The sequence below is a fragment of the Telluria sp. ZT3P25 genome (assembly GCF_059685895.1).
Genome location: NZ_JCASIJ010000001.1, coordinates 1,539,457 through 1,557,510, shown reverse-complemented (window position 1 = coordinate 1,557,510; position 18,054 = coordinate 1,539,457). Strand labels below are relative to the sequence as shown.

At 65.1% G+C, this 18,054-nt stretch carries 14 protein-coding genes; 10 read left to right on the top strand and 4 right to left on the bottom strand.

The window, feature by feature from the left end:
• Positions 1–13: 13 nt before the first annotated feature.
• Positions 14–1,435 carry a nucleotide 5'-monophosphate nucleosidase PpnN gene (gene ppnN / locus AC56LY_RS07115; RefSeq protein ID WP_499577834.1) on the bottom strand — a complete coding sequence of 474 codons (1,422 nt, stop codon included), beginning with the start codon at positions 1,433–1,435 and terminating at the stop codon, positions 14–16.
• Between the two features lie 317 nt (positions 1,436–1,752).
• On the opposite strand from ppnN, the gene AC56LY_RS07110 reads away from it, so the two are divergent.
• The gene (locus AC56LY_RS07110; RefSeq protein ID WP_499577831.1) at positions 1,753–3,201 is read left to right on the top strand and encodes a peptide MFS transporter; all 1,449 of its coding nucleotides are present in this window, start codon (positions 1,753–1,755) and stop codon (positions 3,199–3,201) included.
• A 335-nt stretch (positions 3,202–3,536) separates the two neighbouring features.
• Here AC56LY_RS07110 and AC56LY_RS07105 read toward each other — a convergent pair whose 3' ends face one another.
• The gene (locus AC56LY_RS07105; RefSeq protein ID WP_499577829.1) at positions 3,537–5,783 is read right to left on the bottom strand and encodes an OPT family oligopeptide transporter; all 2,247 of its coding nucleotides are present in this window, start codon (positions 5,781–5,783) and stop codon (positions 3,537–3,539) included.
• 205 nt (positions 5,784–5,988) lie between these two features.
• On the opposite strand from AC56LY_RS07105, the gene AC56LY_RS07100 reads away from it, so the two are divergent.
• Both AC56LY_RS07100 and AC56LY_RS07095 read left to right on the top strand, forming a co-directional pair.
• On the top strand, positions 5,989–8,421 hold the full coding sequence (locus AC56LY_RS07100) for a penicillin-binding protein 1A (RefSeq protein ID WP_499581980.1): 2,433 nt from the start codon (positions 5,989–5,991) through the stop codon (positions 8,419–8,421).
• 96 nt (positions 8,422–8,517) lie between these two features.
• Positions 8,518–8,877 (top strand): DUF1428 domain-containing protein, encoded by a 360-nt coding sequence (locus AC56LY_RS07095; protein ID WP_499577826.1) that lies wholly within the window; start codon positions 8,518–8,520, stop codon positions 8,875–8,877.
• 14 nt (positions 8,878–8,891) lie between these two features.
• Here the strand turns inward: AC56LY_RS07095 and AC56LY_RS07090 are convergent, their stop codons facing one another.
• On the bottom strand, positions 8,892–10,139 hold the full coding sequence (locus tag AC56LY_RS07090; protein ID WP_499577824.1) for an AMP-binding protein: 1,248 nt from the start codon (positions 10,137–10,139) through the stop codon (positions 8,892–8,894).
• Positions 10,140–10,331: 192 nt separating this feature from the next.
• Here AC56LY_RS07090 and AC56LY_RS07085 point away from each other — a divergent pair, with 192 nt between their 5' ends.
• From AC56LY_RS07085 to AC56LY_RS07055, 7 genes are all read left to right on the top strand, one after another.
• Positions 10,332–10,715 carry a PAS domain-containing protein gene (locus AC56LY_RS07085; protein WP_499577821.1) on the top strand — a complete coding sequence of 128 codons (384 nt, stop codon included), beginning with the start codon at positions 10,332–10,334 and terminating at the stop codon, positions 10,713–10,715.
• A complete protein-coding gene (locus AC56LY_RS07080; RefSeq protein ID WP_499577818.1) occupies positions 10,712–12,076 on the top strand; it encodes a sensor domain-containing diguanylate cyclase in 1,365 nt (454 codons plus the stop codon). Before AC56LY_RS07085 ends, AC56LY_RS07080 begins: the two co-directional genes overlap by 4 nt.
• Complete coding sequence (locus AC56LY_RS07075; protein ID WP_499577815.1) at positions 12,066–13,844, top strand: putative bifunctional diguanylate cyclase/phosphodiesterase; 1,779 nt, start codon at positions 12,066–12,068, stop codon at positions 13,842–13,844. Before AC56LY_RS07080 ends, AC56LY_RS07075 begins: the two co-directional genes overlap by 11 nt.
• A gap of 116 nt (positions 13,845–13,960) precedes the next feature.
• Positions 13,961–14,221 (top strand): hypothetical protein, encoded by a 261-nt coding sequence (locus AC56LY_RS07070; RefSeq protein WP_499577812.1) that lies wholly within the window; start codon positions 13,961–13,963, stop codon positions 14,219–14,221.
• Positions 14,222–14,336: 115 nt separating this feature from the next.
• Positions 14,337–14,606 carry a hypothetical protein gene (locus tag AC56LY_RS07065; RefSeq protein ID WP_499577810.1) on the top strand — a complete coding sequence of 90 codons (270 nt, stop codon included), beginning with the start codon at positions 14,337–14,339 and terminating at the stop codon, positions 14,604–14,606.
• A gap of 90 nt (positions 14,607–14,696) precedes the next feature.
• Complete coding sequence (locus AC56LY_RS07060; protein ID WP_499577806.1) at positions 14,697–15,704, top strand: HDOD domain-containing protein; 1,008 nt, start codon at positions 14,697–14,699, stop codon at positions 15,702–15,704.
• Positions 15,705–16,664: a 5'-nucleotidase gene (locus AC56LY_RS07055; protein ID WP_499577803.1), complete on the top strand. Its 960-nt coding sequence runs from the start codon at positions 15,705–15,707 to the stop codon at positions 16,662–16,664.
• Here the strand turns inward: AC56LY_RS07055 and AC56LY_RS07050 are convergent.
• A complete protein-coding gene (locus AC56LY_RS07050; RefSeq protein ID WP_499577799.1) occupies positions 16,661–17,983 on the bottom strand; it encodes a GDSL-type esterase/lipase family protein in 1,323 nt (440 codons plus the stop codon). The two genes, AC56LY_RS07055 and AC56LY_RS07050, sit on opposite strands and share 4 nt — an antisense overlap.
• Between the last annotated feature and the right edge of the window lie 71 nt (positions 17,984–18,054).

Below are 18,054 nucleotides of genomic sequence, written 5' to 3'. Positions count from 1 at the left end.
GGCCTTTTTTTGCTTACTGCACGATCGTGTAGCAAGGCATATAAGCCTTGCCCGGCAACTTCATGCGACTTTGTTCGACGAACGACGCCAGCAGCGCATCCATCGGCCCCATGATCGCGGCCTCGCCACGGATCTCGTACTTGCCGAATTGCTCGATCGCGCGGATCCCCTCTTCCTTCACGTTCCCGGCCACGACACCCGAAAACGCCCGGCGCAGATTGGCCGCCAGCAGGTGCGTCGGGATGCCCCGGTGCAGGTCGAGGTTGCGCATGTTCTCGTGCGTCGGGCGGAACGGCTTCTGGAATTCGTGGTCGATCTTCAGGCGCCAGTTGTAATAGTAGGCGTCGCTGTGCGCCTTGCGGAAGGCCCGCACTTCGCTGATGCCCTTGACCATTGCGACGGCCACCGCATCCGGGTCGTCGATGATGATCTGGTAGCGCTTCTGCGCCGCCTCGCCCAGCGTCAACGACAGGAAGGCATCGATCTGCGTGAAGTAGTCACGTGACGATGCCGGGCCGGTGAAGATCAGCGGGAACGGGATCTCGGCGTTATCGGGATGCAGCAGGATACCGAGGATGTACAGGATTTCTTCGGCCGTGCCCGCGCCACCCGGGAACACGACGATGCCGTGGCCCGTGCGCACGAAGGCTTCGAGGCGCTTCTCGATGTCCGGCATGATGACCAGATCGTTGACGATCGGGTTCGGCGACTCGGCCGCGATGATGCCCGGCTCCGAGATGCCCAGATAACGCCCGCCCGCCAGGCGCTGCTTCGAATGGCCAATCGTGGCGCCTTTCATCGGGCCCTTCATCGCACCCGGGCCGCAGCCGGTGCAGATATCGAGTTCGCGCAGGCCCAGCGCGTAGCCGACCTTCTTCGTGTAGTTGTACTCGATGCGCGAGATCGAGTGCCCGCCCCAGCACACGACCAGATTCGGATTGCGCTGCGCCTGCAGCACGTTGGCATTGCGCAGGATGTGGAACACGGCGTCGGTGATGCCGTCGGTCCGGGTCAGGTCGAACTTCGGGTTGTCGGTGACGTCGAAGTTGACGAACACGATGTCGCGCAGTACGGCAAACAGGTGCTCGTGAATCCCGCGAATCATTTTGCCATCGACGAACGCGCTGGCCGGCGCGCCGCGGATATCGAGCTTGATGCCGCGCTCGCGCTGCAGGATGCTGATGTCGAAACTGGCGTACCGCTCGAGCAGTTCCTTGCCGTCGTCAATGTCGCTGCCGCTATTGAGTACTGCAAGCGCACATTTGCGAAACACGTCGTACAGGCCGGTGCGGCCGGTGTCGAGCAGTTTGCTGACTTCGGATTTGGACAGCACTTCGAGCTGGCCTTCGGGCGAAATCAGCGTGTCGACGACTTGCCGGCTTTCAGGGGACAGCTCGGTATCTACTACAGGTAATGCACTTGCTGCTTGCGTCATGATGGGATGTCCTCGTTCTATTCTGTGATGCGGAGTGCCAATAATCTGACCGTCCTGTACAGCAATATACGCCAATCCGATGGCGCATGCGCGCCCCAAAACAGGGTGCAGTGCACCATGTTCGGGACCCGTCGGCGCAGAGGGAAAAAAGCTTCGTATGATGCTGGATATGCACTAGAATGCGTGCCTATTGGAACGTTCGCCCGTCGAATAGCGCCATATAACAATTACCTTGTCATTACATTTTCGGGAGGAACCGCATGAGCGGTGCAGCTACTACCCCAGCTCGGGGACCTCTTCCAGAGTTCAAGCAGATCATGGGCCATCCAGCACCGCTGTGGATGCTGTTCATGACGGAATTCTGGGAGCGCTTCGCTTTCTATGGCATTCGTTGGGCACTCGTCCTTTACATCGTCGGCCAGTTCTATGCCGGCGACGCGGCTGGCCAGGCCAGTGCCAACCTTACCTACGGTTCCTACCTCGCGCTGGTGTATGCCGGCGCCGTCTTCGGCGGCTACGTGGCCGACCGCGTCATCGGTTATCAACGCTCGATCCTGGTCGGCGCCATCTTCATGGCAGCTGGCCTGTTCATGATTTCGATTCCGAACCAGGACGTGTTCAAGCTGGGTCTGGCCACGATCATCGTCGGTAACGGCATGTTCAAGCCGAACATCTCGGCGATGGTCGGCCAGCTGTACGCGCTGAACGACACCCGTCGCGATTCCGGCTTCACCATCTTCTACATGGGCATCAACGTCGGCGCATTCTTCGCACCGATCCTGACCCAGGTGCTGGCTGAAAAAGTGTTCGGCACTGCCGCCATGCCAGCCTACAAGATCGTGTTCCTGGCCTCGGGCATCGGCATGCTGATCTCGCTGGTCTGGTTCTACATCGGCCGCAAGACGCTCCAGGGCATCGGCGCACCGGTCGGCGAACTGGCCAGCCCAAAACGGCTCGCAATCGTCCTGGTCGGGTCACTGATCGTGATCCCGATCGTCTACATGCTGCTGCAAGCCGGCGCCGCCAATCTGCAGATCCTGCTGACCGTATTGTTCATCGGCCTGGCCGCGATGCTGATCATCGAAGGTATCCGCGAAGGTAAAGTCGCCCGTGACAAGACCTGGGCGATGATGATCATCTTCTTCTTCAACGTGTTGTTCTGGTGCTTCTTCGAGCAGGCCGGCAGCTCTTTCACGTTCCTGGCCGATAATATCGTCGACCGCGACCTGAATGGCTGGACCTTCCCTGTGGCCTGGTTCCAGTCGGTGAACTCGGTCGCCATCATCGTCTTCGCACCGATCATCGCTGCCGTCTGGGTCTGGCTGGGCAAGCGCAATGCCAACCCATCGATCCCGCGCAAATTCGGCCTGGGCCTGATCTTCAACGGCATCGCGTTCGGCCTGCTGGTCTACGCCCTGTCGCAGCTGATCGACGGTAACGGCAAGATCCCGTTCTGGACGCTGTTCGCGGTCTACGTGATCCAGTCGGTCGGTGAGCTGTGCCTGTCGCCAATCGGCCTGTCGATGGTCACCAAGCTGGCCCCTACCCGCCTCGTCGGCCTGGGCATGGGCGGCTGGTTCCTGTCGACCGGTATCGGCAACAACCTGTCGGGCATCTTCGCCTCGCACGTCTCGGGTGAAACCGGCATGACGGTGGCATCGGCACTCAACGGCTACAACTTCGGCCTGCTGTCGCTGCTGGGCGGCGGCATCCTGCTGGTGCTGCTCGCACCGGTGATCCAGAAGCTGATGCACGGCGTGAAGTAACAGCGCTGCGCACGAATGAAAACGGCGGCCTGCGGGCCGCCGTTTTTGTTTCTACCACCTCGCATCGTTTGGAGAACTTGGCAAAAGCCGGGGTCACAAAAGCCGGGGTCACATAAAAGCCGGCAAAAGCCGGGGTCAGGTCTGACATTTGGACACGATCTCAACCAAAAGCCGGGGTCAGGTCTGACATTCGGACACGATCTCGACAGTCGGGGAGGCGGAACTAGCTCGCCCATAGCCATGCTAATACTGGCAACGCGGCGTTGGAAGTGGCTAAGGCTGAGGTCGTGTCCGAATGTCAGACCTGACCCCAGCTGTTGCCTTATCCGTTTGCCTTACCTCACGGGCTTTTCACGCGCTACCCAGAACAGCAGCCCAACGATCAACGCATACGGCAGCATGCTCAGCACATTCGCGCTGTCGCCGGCGAAGAACGGGTTGTAGGCTTCGGCCCAGCGCGCAGCCGCAGCGTCGAAGTCCGTCAGCACGCCCGCCGTGATCGCGATGATGATCCCGGCCAGCGCGCCGCCGGCGATATAGCCTGATGCCAGCAGCACACCCGAGCTGCGGTCGTTTGCGGCCTGGCGCTCTTCTTCGTTCAGGCCCACGTTCTGCGGCAGCTTGTTGTTGCGGCGGTCCGCCAGCCAGCGTACCGTGCCGCCAATGGCGATCGGCAGCGTCGCCACCAGCGGCAGGTAGACGCCCACCGAGAATGCGAGCGACGCGATCCCCGCCATCTCCAGCACGATCGCGATCATCACGCCAAACAGCACCAGCGTCCACGGCAGCTCGCGGTCCAGGATCCCCTTGATGATGTACGACATCAGCACGGCTTTCGGCGCATCGTATTTCTTCACTTCGGTGCCGTCGGGCCGCGTCTTGTGGTGGCCGTTGATGCCCGGGTCGACCAGGTACACGGCCTTGCCCGCGTTGTCGACGAAGTACTTGCCGGCCGGGCCGCCGACCGTGTCGGTCTTGTGCCAGACTTTATAGGTGTTCTTGTCGGTATCGGCCTGCGGGCCGTGCAGCGTGCCGGTGTCGGTCAGCTTGGACGCATCGACTGTCAGGCCTGGCGCCACTTGCGCTGCCGGCACGTACACGGTGCCAGCGTCGTTCAGCTTGAGCAGCACCGGTCCCAGGATCAGCGCCGATGCAAATGCGCCGCACAGGATCGCGTACTGCTGCATGCGCGGCGTGGAACCGACCAGGTAGCCGGTCTTCAGATCCTGCGACGTCGTGCCGGCATTGCTGGCGGCGATGCAGACGATCGCGCCGACCGACAGCGCCGTCACGTAATACTGGCCACCCGTCCAGCCCATCAGCAGGAAGATCAGGCATGTAAACAGCAGCGTGGCCACGGCCATGCCCGAGATCGGATTGGACGATGAACCGATTTCGCCCACCAGCCGTGACGACACGGTCGCGAACAGAAAACCGAACACCAGGATCAGCACCGCACCGAGCACGTTCATGTGCAGCGGCGCAGCCAGCGAAATGACGGCGACGATCGCGAGGCACCCGATGACGACCCACTTCATCGGGATGTCACGGTCGGTACGCAACGACGCATCGGCGCTGCTGCCGTTCTTCATGCCCGCCAGGCCGCCGCGCAAGCCGTTCCAGATCGTCGGCATCGAGCGCGCCAGCGAAATCAGCCCGCCCGTGGCGACGGCGCCGGCGCCGATGTAGAGAATATAGGCGCTGCGGATGTCGTCGCCCGTCATGTCGCGGATCGGGATCGTGCCGGGCGAGAGCGGCGTGCTGGCCAGCTCGCCGAAGAACTTGATCATCGGGACCAGCATCAGCGATGCCAGCACGCCGCCGGCAGCCATCGTGAACGCAATGCGCGGCCCGATGATGTAGCCCACGCCCACCAGCTCGGGCGAGATCTCGGCGCCGATGCTGCCGGTCTTGAGCGGCGCGCCGAACTCGAAGTTGACGGTATCGCGCCAACCCTTGAACGACACGCTGAGCGTCTTGTACAGGATGCCGATGCCAAAGCCCCCGAAGATCAGCATTGCGCGGCGCTTGGCGATGCGGACCGCGTCGCTGCCGGCGATGCGCACTTCGCCCGCCGCGTCGCGCGAGACGTCGGTCGCCGCGGCCTTGAGCACTTCGGCGCAGGCCGTGCCTTCCGGGTATTTCAGTTCGCGGTGCTGGTCGACGATCAGCGTGCGGCGCAGCGGGATCATCATCAGGATGCCCAGCAGGCCACCGAGTACGCCCACCAGCAGCACACGCGAGATTTCCAGGTCAAAGCCCAGGATCAGGATCGCGGGCATCGTCACGCCCAGGCCGAACGCCAGCGACTCGCCGGCCGAACCGGCCGTCTGCGCGATGCTGTTTTCGAGGATCGTCGACTCGCGCGCACCGAGCTGCTTCGCCACGCCGAACAGCGTGATGGCGATGACGGCCACCGGAATCGAGGCGCTGACGGTCAGGCCGACTTTGAGCACCAGGTACAGCGACGACGCGCCGAAGATCATGCCGAGAATGACGCCCATGATCAGGGCGCGTGGCGTCATTTCAGCCAGTTGGGCATGGGCGGGAATATACGGTTTGAAGCTTGAATCGGGCGGCATGGTGTCCTTGTTGGCGGGCGTAGCTCGCCGCTGCGGACGAACCGAAAGCAGGAATATCGCACATGCACGTACGGAAAGAAAGCGTGCGCTGAAAGCGGACTATAATCGCCCGATCCTGGCCCACCACGTGGCCTGCAGCAACTTTTACAGTGAGAGTTCGGCAGTGAAAGCGACCAACCAACAGTCCCGAAAAACCCTGCTCGGCATGAAGCGCGCGTACGCCTACGTGCTGATTTCGCTCGCTGTGCTGCTGCTGATCGCGGGCGGCCTGGCGATCGGCGTGTGGAGCGCGATCAGTGCCAAAGTGCCGCCGATCGACGCCGTGACCGACTACCGCCCCAAAATCCCGCTGCGCATCTACACGCAAGACAATGTGCTGATCGGCCAGTTCGGCGTCGAGCACCGCGACTTCGTGCCGATCACGAAGATCCCCGCCATGATGAAAAGCGCCGTGCTCGCGATCGAGGACACGCGCTTCTATGAACACGGCGGCATCGACTTCATCCGCGCGATGGGCGCGGCTCGCGCCAATCTGCGCGGCGGTTTCCGCCAGGGCGCGTCGACCATCACGATGCAGGTCGCGCGCAACTTCTTCCTCACCAACGAGAAGACGCTCTCGCGCAAGCTGACCGAGGTCGCGCTGGCCTACAAGATCGAGCGCTCGCTGAGCAAGGACCAGATCCTCGAGCTGTACATGAACCAGATCTATCTGGGCCAGCGCTCGTACGGCTTTTCGAGCGCCGCGCGCAGCTACTTCGGCAAGACGCTCGATCAGCTGTCGCTGGCCGAAACAGCGATGCTGGCCGGCCTGCCGCAAAATCCGGCGCGCACCAACCCCGTGTCAAACCCGAAACGCGCCGCGGCGCGCCAGCACGCGATCCTCAAGCGCCTGCTCGAACTGGGCACGATCACCGAGGCGCAGTACACCACCGCGCTGGCTGAACCGCTGCGCGTCAAGCGCGACGCCGGCCAGAAATTCGACACGCCGGCCCAGTATGTCGCGGAGCTGGCGCGCCAGGCGGTCTACGAACAGTTCGGCGAAGAAGCCTACACGCGCGGCATCGTGGTCACCACGACGATCCGCGCGGCCGAACAAAAGGCCGCGTACGAATCGGTGCGGCGCAACGTGCTGGCATATGACGGGCGCCATGGCTACCGAGGCCCCGAGGCGCGCGTCGACCTGCTATCGGACCCGGAGCAGCGCGACGAGGCCATTGCCGACGCGCTGCAGGCGCGCCGCTCCAGCGACGGCCTGCTGGCCGGCGTCGTGCTGGCGGCCAGCCCGGGCCAGGTGCGGGTGACGCTGCTGTCCGGCGAAGACATCGTCGTCAAGGGCGCCGGCCTGAAGTTCGCCAGTCCGGGCCTGCAGCCAACGGCGCGCGAGGCGCTGCGGATCACGCCGGGCGCGATCATCCGCGTCAGCAAGGACAAGGCCGGCGACTGGGCTATCGTACAGGTGCCGCAGGTCGAGGCGGCGTTCGTCGCGATCGATGCCGACACCGGTGCCTACCACGCGCTGGTCGGCGGCTTCGACTACAACCTGCAGAAGTTCAACCACGTCACGCAGGCGTGGCGCCAGCCGGGATCGAGCATCAAGCCGTTCGTATATTCGGCCGCCCTTGAAAAAGGCTATTCGCCCGCCACCCGCATCCTCGATGCGCCGATCGAACTGCCCGGCGCCAGCGCAGACAACCCGTGGCGGCCACAGAACGACGATGGTGTGTTCGATGGCGAAGTCACGCTGCGCCAGGCGCTCGTCAAGTCGAAGAACGTGCCGACCGTGCGCGTGCTGCGCGCGGTGTCGGTCGATTTCGCGCACCAATACCTCGAGCACTTCGGCTTCGACCTGGCGCGCCATCCGCGCAACTACACGATGGCGCTGGGCACGGGCGCCGTCACGCCGCTGCAACTGGCCGGCGCGTACTCGGTGTTCGCCAACGGCGGCTACCGCGTCAAGCCCTACCTGATCCAGCGCATCGTCGACGGCAATGGCAGCGTGATTGCCGAGGTGGCGCCATCCCAGGGCCCGCAGGAAGACAACCGCGTCATCACGGCAAGAAATGCCTTCGTCGTCGACAGCATGCTGCGCGACGTGGCCCGTTTCGGCACTGCCGCCGGCTCGGCCAAGCAGCTCGGCCGCACCGACCTGGCCGGCAAGACCGGCACCACGAACGATGCGATCGATGGCTGGTTCGCCGGTTACGCTGGCAAGGTGGTGGCCGTATCGTGGATGGGCTACGACGAACCGCGCTCGCTGGGCGGCCGCGAATTCGGCTCGACGCTGGCGATGCCGATCTGGATCGACTACATGCGCGTGGCGCTGGCCAAGGTAGCGCCGCAGGAGCGCACACCCCCCGAAGACCTGGTCAACGATGGCCGCGACTGGATCTATCCCGAATACGCGGATGCAGTCGAGACGCGCACCATCGACATCGCGCTCGCGCCGCCGGCGGCGCCCGTCGACGAATTCCAGCAGCCGCTCGACGATGCACCGCTCGAGGGTTCGTCGCCGCTTGAGGCCCTGCCCCACGTTGCACCCCCAACGCCGCCAGCGCAGCCACCCCAGGCGCCGCCGCCGCCGCCGGTGCCCGCGCAACAGCCCCCGCAAGCGCCGCCGCCCGACAACAGCGTGTGGTAGCCTGAGGTTCCCGACACCACCGTCGGGAACCTCGTGGGCCGCGTACTGGTGGGCCACAGACGCGCTCCGCGCATCTAACTGTCCAGGGAGATCCACATGGCATATGTCGATGGTTTTGTCCTTCCACTTCCGACCTCGAGCATCGAGGCATACCGCGCCCAGGCGCAGCTGGCCGGCGCCGTCTGGCGCGAGCACGGCGCACTGGAATACCGCGAATGGATCGCCGAGGACGTCAAGCCTGGCGAGCGCACATCGTTCCCGCAAAGCGTACAACTGGAAGATGGCGAAACGGTGATCCTTGCCTGGGCTGTCTACGAATCGCGCGCCCATCGCGATGCGGTCAACGAAAAAGTCATGAACGATCCGCGCCTGGCCGCCATGATGCAGCCGGGTGGCGTGCCGTTCGACGTCAAGCGCATGTTCTTTGGCGGCTTCGAGAGCTTCGTGGCGCTGTAGGCGCGCGCCTGCCGCTAGGCGTCGCTGTCGATGATCCAGTCGGCCAGCTTGCCGCTCGCCCCACGCGGCAGGCGCGGGCCGAACGAATAGGCCGCCGGACATTCGGGCGCCGTCAGGCGCTCGCTCAGCCAGGCGTGCAACCCCGCCTGCAGGTCTGCATCGGCCATGGCGCCATCATGCACGTCCAGCACGTCATGCAGCACCACGAAGGCCTTGAGGCGTTCACCCTCATCGGGCCGCATCCGGCGCACACTCGCTTCCAGCACGGCCGGATGCAGCCGCAGCACATCGGCGACATAGCCCGGAAACACATTGACGCCGCCAACCTGCACCGCCTGGTCAATGCGCCCATCGGGCTTGAACCGCCCGTCGCCCGCCCATGCCAGCCGGTCCTGCAGCAGGGCTGGCTGGCATGTCCCATCCGGGCGCCGGCGCACCAGGCCATCGGCCTGATCGTCACGCGACCAGTACGGCAACAGCGTGTAGCCGCCCTCTGCCTCGTCACGCCAGCCCACGCCGGCAGTCTCGGAGCTGCCATACACCTGGACCAGCCGCGCCAATCCCGTACCGAGCGCAGCACGCGCCACCTCGTGCGGACACGGCGCCGTCGACGTGACGCCGACAACGTCCGGCGCCAGCTCCCCGGCGGCCTGGCCGAACGCACGCCAGAAATCCGGGTACCCGATGACCAGGTCACCCGCTGTCAGTTGGGCTGCCAGCGCCCCCGGTGCATGGCCGCGCAGGTCGCACACGGCATCGATGCCCAGGCGGCGTGGTAGCAGGACCGTAAACAGGAACCCATAGATATGATGCGCCGGCACCAGGCTGACGACGCGCCGCCGGCCCGGCAGCAGCGTAGCGAGTGCGTCGACTTCCTGCCACAGCAGCGCCAGAGGGTGCATGCATGGCTTGGGGGCGCCGCTGCTGCCCGACGTGCGGAACGTCAGTGCGCTCCCGTCGGCGTCGAGTCCGACGCGCGCCACGTCGAGCCAGTCTGCCAGGCAGGTACGTGTCAACAACGGCGCGTCGGCCGCCCCGTGCAGATGCAGTTGCGTTTCCAGCGCCGACGCCAGCCCCATCAGCTCGAGCGAATCGGCGCCCAGATCGCGGCGCAGGTCCAGCGCTACTGGCCAGGGCGGCGCCTGCAGCTGCCGGCCGGGTCGCAGCAGCGCCAGTTCGGCGGCCAGCAGGTCGGCAACCATGCGCTGCAAGGCTGCCGCATCGTGCCACCAGCAGGCCGCATCGTCCGGGTGATGTGTCATGAAATAGGAGAAGATAAAGAGACGGGCATGGTGACGTTGAAACACCGGGCTGTCAATTTGTGCCACAGTGTGCAAAATCGCACATTCGGACATGAAAATCCTATTTTGTTGCAGGACGGCAATTGACACACGTTAATTGCACATGGCAACATCGATGATCAATTTCCACTGCCGCGCGTCGGCACCCATTTCATGACTCTTGCCTTTGATTTTCCCGAGCTGGCCACCCGACTCGACGCGTGTTCTTCCGAAGAACTGGACCAGCTCGATTTCGGTGTCATCGGCTTCGATTCGAATACCGAGGTCAGCCGGTACAACGCGTTCGAGTCGCAAGCCGCCGGCCTGTCGCCGCAGCGCGTGCTGGGCCAGCCGTTGTTTACCAACGTCGCACCTTGCATGAACAACTTCATGGTTGCGCAGCGTTTCGATGACGCGCTGGAACAGAACATCGCCCTCGACGAAACGATCGATTACGTACTGACGTTGCGCATGCGCCCGGTGAAAGTTGCCCTGCGCCTGCTGTCCAACCCCGGTAGCGCCACGCGCTACGTTCTCGTCAAGCGGCAACCGAAGTGAGTGATGACCTCGCCCAGCTCAGCGCGGAATACGAGGCGCTGATCCAGTTCCTGTATCTCGCGCCGGTTGGGCTGGTTCAGCTCGACGCCGATGGCGAGATCGCCATGATCAATCCGATCGCGGCCCAGCTCCTGATGCCGCACTCGCGCAACGGCGGGCTCGATAACCTGTTCGTCGCGCTCGAGGACATCGCGCCCGACCTGCGCAACCTGTGCCAGCAAAGTACGGTCCAGAGCGGCAAGATCTGCGACGGCATGCACGTGCACCTGCATGCCGGCAGCGGCTGCAGCAAGCGCATGCCACAGATCCTGTCGATCACGCTGCTCAGGCTCGATGCCAGCCGCATCATGGCCGTCATCGACGATATCACTGAGCAGGTCCGGCGCGAATGCCGTCAGCGCCAGAACGACGCCTGGCTCAATGCGGTCCTGACCGGCATCACCGATTACGCGCTGGCCAGCCTGGATGCGCAAGGCCGGCTGTGCGAATGGAACCCGAGCATCGGCCGCGTGACCGGCTTCGGTCCGGACACCGAAGGACAGAGCTACACGATGTTTTATCCGGCCGATGCCATCACGCCCGAGCGCGCGCTGGACCGCCTGCGCGAAGCCGACGCCGATGGCTGGGCGCTGGATGAGAGCCGCCTGCTGCGCGCCGACGGCAGCGCATTCTGGGGCAGCGTGATGATCGCTCCGCTGCCGGAAGCCGACCGCGACGCGGCAGATGGCACCCCCGGCCTGCCATGCGAAGCGGGCCGCGCGTATTGCTTGATCCTGCGCGACGTATCCGACAAGCGCGACATCGCCGAGCGGCGCCGGCGCGAAGCATTCAGCGACCACCTCACTGGCCTGGCCAACCGCCGCGCGCTGTTCGACGCCGCCAGCCAGGAATTCGAACGCAGCCGGGCCGCGCCGCGGCCGACGGCGATGATCATCCTCGACGCCGACCACTTCAAGGCCATCAACGACCGCTACGGTCATCCGGGCGGCGACGCCGTGCTGCAGCACCTGGCGGCGATCCTGCTCGACTTTTTCCGCGAAGTCGATGTCGTCGCGCGCATCGGCGGCGAGGAATTCGCCGTGCTGCTGCCTTCGACCGACCTGGCGCATGCGCTGGATCTGGCCGAGCGCCTGTGCGCGCGCGTCGCGCTCGATGCCAAAAGCTTCGATGGACAGGCGATCGTGTGCACGATCAGCGCCGGCGTTGCAGTCGCTGCCGATGGCCATGGCGGCGTCGACCTGCTCATCAAGCAGGCCGACCAGGCCCTGTACGCCGCCAAGCGCGCAGGGCGCAACTGCGCCCTGGCGTGGCAGCCTGATCCCGTTGTCGCGACTCCCCAGGAGGCGCTCGATGGAGCCTAAAGTGCAGCAAGACGCGGTCGACGCCTACGAAGCACTGGTGCAGTTCCTGTACCGGGCGCCGATCGGCCTGGCCCAGACCTCGCTCGATGGCACGGTCGACATGCTCAACCCGATGGCGTCGCGGCTGCTGATGCCGCTGGCTACCGCGCAGGGCCTGGACAATCTGTTCGACGTACTGGGACCGGTGGCGCCGCATCTGGCGTCGATGGTCGAGGCATTCCTGGAACCGTCCGGCATGATCTGCGAAGGCCTGCGCCTGCCGGTGGGCGTTCCGCACGCCGCCAGCGGCAGCCTGCAAGTGCTGGCACTGAACCTGATGAAGCTCGACCCCGAACGCCTGATGGCGACCGTGGCCGACGCCACGTTCGAAGTGCAGCGCGAGCAGGAGGTGCTGTCGCGCCGCCTGCGCAACGCCGCGCGCACCGACACGCTCACCCGCATGCCCAACCGCGAAGCCGTGCGCGACGCCCTGCAGCATCTGCTGGCGCAGCCGGTGTCGGACTTCGGCTTCGCGGTGCTGACGCTGAACTGCGACCGCTTCCGTCAGCTCAACGACAGCCTGGGCCAGGCCGTCGGCGACCATCTGCTGATGCACATGGCCGACCGCCTGCGCGGCGCGCTGCGTCCGGCACTGGGCCGGATCGAACCGGGCACGCAAAGCGGCCAGCTGGCCGCGCGCACTGGCGGCGACGAATTCGTCGTGCTGCTCGATGGCCTGCGTGGCCGCGCCGACGCCGAGCGCATCGCATTGCGCCTGCTCGACGCGCTGGCGCACCCCTACCTGGTCGACGGCCACGACATCGTTTGCGGCGCCAGCGTCGGCCTGGCCTGGAGCATGGACGATCCGGACATCGCCCTGCGCGAGCCGGACGACGTGCTGCGGGACGCCGGTATCGCGATGGTCGAGGCCAAGCGTGCCGGTGGCAACCGCCACGTGGTGTTCGTGCCGAGCATGCGTGAACGCGCGGCGCGCCGCGCCGGCATCGAAGCCGAACTGCGCCAGGCACTGGTCGAAGAACAGCTGTTCGTCGTCTACCAGCCGGTCGTGCGCCTGCTGCCCTGCGGCGGCGTCGATTACGCTGCCGGCGTCGAAGCGCTGGTGCGCTGGCGCCATCCGGTGCGTGGCATCGTGCCGCCGATCGACTTCATCGAAGTGGCCGAGGAATGCGGCCTGATTGGCCTGTTGGGCGACTTCGTTCTCGAACGCGCCTGTCGCGACTTTCTCGACTGGCGCGCGCGCCTGGGTGAGCGCGCGCCTGGCCTGATGGCAGTGAACCTGTCGCGTGCGCAGCTGGCGCAACCGTGCTGGATCGACGGCGTACGCCGGATCCTGGACGAGACCGGTATGCCGCCGGGCTGCCTGCAGCTCGAGGTCACCGAAAGCCTGGCCGCGCAGGACCAGGACATCCAGCGGCGCCTGCACGATCTGAAGGCGCTGGGCATCCAGTTGGCGCTGGACGATTTCGGCACCGGCTATTCGTCGCTGTCCAGCCTGCATCTGCTGCCGGTGGACACGGTCAAGATCGATCGCTCGTTCGTGTGCCAGGCCGATACCAGCGCCCACCACCGGGTACTGATCGAAGCCACGGTAAAAGTCGCCCGCAGTCTGGGGATGACCACGGTGGCCGAAGGCATCGAGACGCAATCGCAACTGGACGTCGTGCGCAGCCACCTGTGCGACAAGGTGCAAGGTTATTTCTACAGCCGGCCATTGCCTGCCGCCGATTTGCTGGCCTGGCTGGCCACCCACGATGCGGAAGTGCACTGACGTCTGCACTGACGTGCGCTGGGCGTGTCGTCCTACAAGAATGAACTCTCCGTTCCTATTCGTGTGAACCCGTGGTTGCTTGATGATAAGACAACTTAATCATCTCGGAGACAACCATGACACGCACCCTCGGAACCGCACTGATCGCAGGCATGATGGCATTTGGCCTGGCCGCATGCGACACCCCAAGCAAGACCACCGATTCGATGAGCGGCTCGAGCAGCACGATGTCGAGCACCGGCTCGGTGCAGACCCCAAGCACGACCGCAGGCCAGGGTAGCTGGAATTCGGGCGCAACTGGCGCCACCGGCGTCAACAGCGCATCGGGCACCACCAGCAACAACGAGCCAGTGACCAACTCGGCAACCGGCCGCTAAGCGACAGGCAGGCGCACCATCCCACCAGTGCATTCCGCACGCGTGGGTGGTCGACCGGCCATCGGGACAGATGGCCGCATTCGATCATGTCATTCACCTTTGAAGGAGAAATACAATGAAAACGCTTCACACTGCACTGATTGGCGGCATGTTCGCTTTCGTTCTGGCAGGTTGCAATACCACGGACACCATGGGCACCAGCAGCAGCGGCTCGTCCTCGATGGGCACGACGGCAGCCGGCTCCACCGGTAATGCAACGGTCGATGCACAGATGGGCATCACCCCAACCGATGGCACCAGCGCCAGCGCGCCTACCGCAACTGGCACGGCCGCAACGCCAACCAATACCGGTCATACGACCACCAGTTCGGACACCAAGAAGTAATCGTCATCGCGCATGGCCGGGTTCTCGGTCGTGCGTTGCATTGGCGCTGTAGAATCGCGCCATGCCCCCATCTTTTATCATTCCCGTTCCATGAAACGCTGGCTCGCACGCCTGTTTGGCGCAGCGCCTGCAGCGCCGGTCGACCACGCCCCCTCCCCGTCCAACGTGCCTTCGCCCGATATGCCGCTCATCCCGGCCGTCAACGAGCAGCCTGCACTCGACCTGGATCTTGCGTTCTTCCACTGGCTCGCCGGGCCGCACATTGCCGGCGCGGCAGGCGACGAAACCCTCGTGCTTGACGAACTGGCACGCCTGGCCCGCGATCCACACGCGGCCAGCGCTCTCGTGCCTCGCGTGCCTGCCGTGATTCCGCAAGTGCTGCGCAGCCTGCGCGACGATGCTGGCTCATCGTCTGATCTGGCGCGCCTGGTGGCACAGGACGCTGTCCTGGTCGCCGAGGTGATCCGCGAAGTCAACAGCCCGTACTACCAGCCCGGCACGCCGGTGCGCAATCTGGAAGGCGCGCTGCTGCTGCTTGGCCAGAATGGCCTGCGCATGCTGCTCGCGCGCGTGGCCTTCCGGCGGATTATCAGCCTGCAGACCAGCCGCCTGGCGCGCCTGGTCGCGCCGCAACTCTGGAGCCAGTCCGAGAAATGCGCGCAGGCAGCGAGCCTGCTGGCGCCCGGTCACGGTGCCGACCCGTTCGAAGCCTATCTTGCTGGCCTGATGCACAATGTCGGCCTGATCGTGGCCCTGCGCGTGATCGATGGCCTGGTGCCAAGCGGCGGCCTGCCCGACAGTGACGCCTTCGGACTGCGCCTCGTGCATGCGGCGCGCCTGATCTCGGCCGGGATTGCCGCGCAATGGGAGCTGCCACCGGCCATCGGCCACGCAATTGCCCATATTGGTGATGCTGCAACGCCGTCCTCGCCTCTGCCGGCCACGCTGGGCGAGGCGGATGGCCTGGCCAAGCTGCACATGCTGGCCAAGGGCGGTCAGCCGGCCTTCGTCAGTGCCGTGGCAGCCCTGCCGGCAGGCCTGCGCCAGACGTACGATACGTTCAACGACACCGACCACGCCAATCAACAGGACGCCTGAATGCCATTTCCCATCGAAGAAAAGCTCGTGATCGGCGTTGCCTCCAGCGCGCTGTTCGATCTGTCCGACTCGCATCAGGTCTATCTGGACGGCGGTCCGGAAGCCTACCGCAGCCACCAGGAACGCCAGCGCGACGTGATCCTGGCTCGCGGCGTCGCGTTCCCGTTCATCCGCCGCTTTCTGAGCCTGAACCGGTGTTTTCCGCAGCAGGCGCCGGTCGAGGTGGTGCTGTTTTCGCGCAATTCGCCCGAGACGGGCCTGCGCGTGATGCGCTCGATTGCCCACTATGGCCTGGACATCTCGCGCGCCGTGTTCATGAGCGGCAAGTCGCCCTATCCGTATCTGCCGGCCTTCAACACGGCGCTGTTTCTGTCGGCCAACGAGGACGACGTCAAAAGCGCGATCGCGGTCGATTACCCGGCCGGCCTCGTGCTGCCGTCGGGAATCGCCGATGAGGACACCGACATCGAGCTGCGCGTCGCTTTCGACTTCGATGGCGTCATCGCCGACGATGAATCGGAGACGGTCTACAAGCGCAACAACGACCTGAGCGAATTCCACGCCCACGAAACCCTCCACATGGCGCGCCCGCACCAGCCAGGCCCGCTGGCCGGCATGTTTCGCAAGCTGGCCATGCTGCAGCAACTGGAACACGCCGCCCAGCAGGCCGACCCGGACTACCGCCGCATCGTGCGTATCGCCATCATCACGGCGCGCAGCGCGCCGGCGCACGAACGCGTCGTCACCACGCTGGGCAGCTGGGGTGTATCGGCCGACGAAACCTTCTTTTTGGGCGGGATGGACAAGGCGCGCGTGCTGTCGGTGTTCAAGCCGCACATCTTTTTTGATGACCAGCTTACCCACCTCAAGTCCGCCCCGGGCGGCACGGTGCCGATGGTGCACGTGCCGTTCGGCGTCGCCAACCGGCGCATCGCCGAGCGCACGGACATAATTCCCTAGAGACGCGGCAGCGCCATCAGGCGGTCGAGTTCAGGCTGCATCGCCCTGGCCCAGATCGCGTAGCCCGCTTCGTTCGGATGCAGCAGATCGGGCATGATCGTTTTGCTCAACGTGCCGTCCGGCGTCAGGAACGCACGGTTCACGTCCAGGAACACGATCCGGTTGCCATCGGCCAGAGTTGGCAGTTGTGCGTTGATGGCCTGGTTGGTGCGCCGCAGTGGGCTCTCGGGCGTCGCATCGCGCGGGAAGATCGCCACCAGCAGGATGCGCGTGCGCGGCAGGCGTTGCCGCAGCTCGTCCAGATTGCGGCGGATGCCTGCCAGCGTGCTGGCCGCGAAGTCGCCGCGCAAGCCTGTGTTGTTGGTGCCGATCATCAGCACCGCCACCTTCGGATCGAGCCCGTCGACCGCGCCATTCTGCAAGCGCCACAACACGTTTTCGGTGCGGTCGCCACCGAACCCGAGGTCCAGCGCATCGAACCGCGCATAGTGGGTCTGCCAGACGGGCGCGCCCTCCTTTTCCCAGCCCTGCGTGATCGAGTCGCCGATGAACACCAGCTGCGGGCTGCGGCCTTCGCGCACCATCTGCTGCGCGTCGTCGAGTTTCTGGCGATGACGGGGCAGCCACCAGTCGATCGACCAGGCTTCGTCAAGTTTGGCCGGCGTGATGGCCACCGTGCGCCAGTCCGGGCACGCCGCGTTCGGCGCGCCGCCCGGTGCGATGGTCACGTTGGCGATGCTGACCTGGCCGCTACCCGTGCCTTCCAGCGCAAACGGCCTGGCCACCTGCGAGAAATCGTCGCCATCTCGCGCGAAGCATGACAGCGCCAGCACGATACGCTGCCAGCCCTTGCCCTGGGCAGCGCGCCCCGGGAGCACGTACGGCACCTGGCGTTCGCAGGACGGACCGCAACCGACCTTGACCATGAGACCACCGGCGTCGAGCGCATCGACCTTCAGGTCGAACGCCAGCGTGCCGCGCGCCAGGAACGGTCGCAGGTCCTGCGGGGCCGTCTGCAGCGCCACGCCGCTTTTCCAGATCTGACGCCATTGCAGCGTGAGCGCAGCGCCGCCATCGGCCCGCTTGCTGCGCGCGAGCTCGATGGCGCTGTCCGGGAAGGTCGTGCGCAGCGCCGCGTCGGCCGTGACGGTGTCGCCTTCCAGCAGGTGCGTGGTATCGGGGGCCAGCGCCAGCACGGCCACACCTGGCCGTGGTCCATCGCCGAATAACCGCAACGGCTCCGGTTGCGGCGCTGCGCCCGCGCTCGAGCACAGCAGGGACGCAAGGAGCAGGGGCAAACCGGTCAATTCGAGGCGCATGATGTCTCCGTCATTTTTATGGTAGCGCAATCATGCCCGTGAATGGGCGTCGCGACAAGCCGGCGGCGACG

Coding starts and splice junctions, on each gene's coding strand:
- ppnN (WP_499577834.1), bottom strand. CDS start 1,435: ATGACGCAAGCAGCAAGTGCATTACCTGTAGTAGATACCGAGCTGTCC.
- AC56LY_RS07110 (WP_499577831.1), top strand. CDS start 1,753: ATGGGCCATCCAGCACCGCTGTGGATGCTGTTCATGACGGAATTCTGG.
- AC56LY_RS07105 (WP_499577829.1), bottom strand. CDS start 5,783: ATGCCGCCCGATTCAAGCTTCAAACCGTATATTCCCGCCCATGCCCAA.
- AC56LY_RS07100 (WP_499581980.1), top strand. CDS start 5,989: ATGAAGCGCGCGTACGCCTACGTGCTGATTTCGCTCGCTGTGCTGCTG.
- AC56LY_RS07095 (WP_499577826.1), top strand. CDS start 8,518: ATGGCATATGTCGATGGTTTTGTCCTTCCACTTCCGACCTCGAGCATC.
- AC56LY_RS07090 (WP_499577824.1), bottom strand. CDS start 10,139: ATGACACATCACCCGGACGATGCGGCCTGCTGGTGGCACGATGCGGCA.
- AC56LY_RS07085 (WP_499577821.1), top strand. CDS start 10,332: ATGACTCTTGCCTTTGATTTTCCCGAGCTGGCCACCCGACTCGACGCG.
- AC56LY_RS07075 (WP_499577815.1), top strand. CDS start 12,066: ATGGAGCCTAAAGTGCAGCAAGACGCGGTCGACGCCTACGAAGCACTG.
- AC56LY_RS07070 (WP_499577812.1), top strand. CDS start 13,961: ATGACACGCACCCTCGGAACCGCACTGATCGCAGGCATGATGGCATTT.
- AC56LY_RS07065 (WP_499577810.1), top strand. CDS start 14,337: ATGAAAACGCTTCACACTGCACTGATTGGCGGCATGTTCGCTTTCGTT.
- AC56LY_RS07060 (WP_499577806.1), top strand. CDS start 14,697: ATGAAACGCTGGCTCGCACGCCTGTTTGGCGCAGCGCCTGCAGCGCCG.
- AC56LY_RS07055 (WP_499577803.1), top strand. CDS start 15,705: ATGCCATTTCCCATCGAAGAAAAGCTCGTGATCGGCGTTGCCTCCAGC.
- AC56LY_RS07050 (WP_499577799.1), bottom strand. CDS start 17,983: ATGCGCCTCGAATTGACCGGTTTGCCCCTGCTCCTTGCGTCCCTGCTG.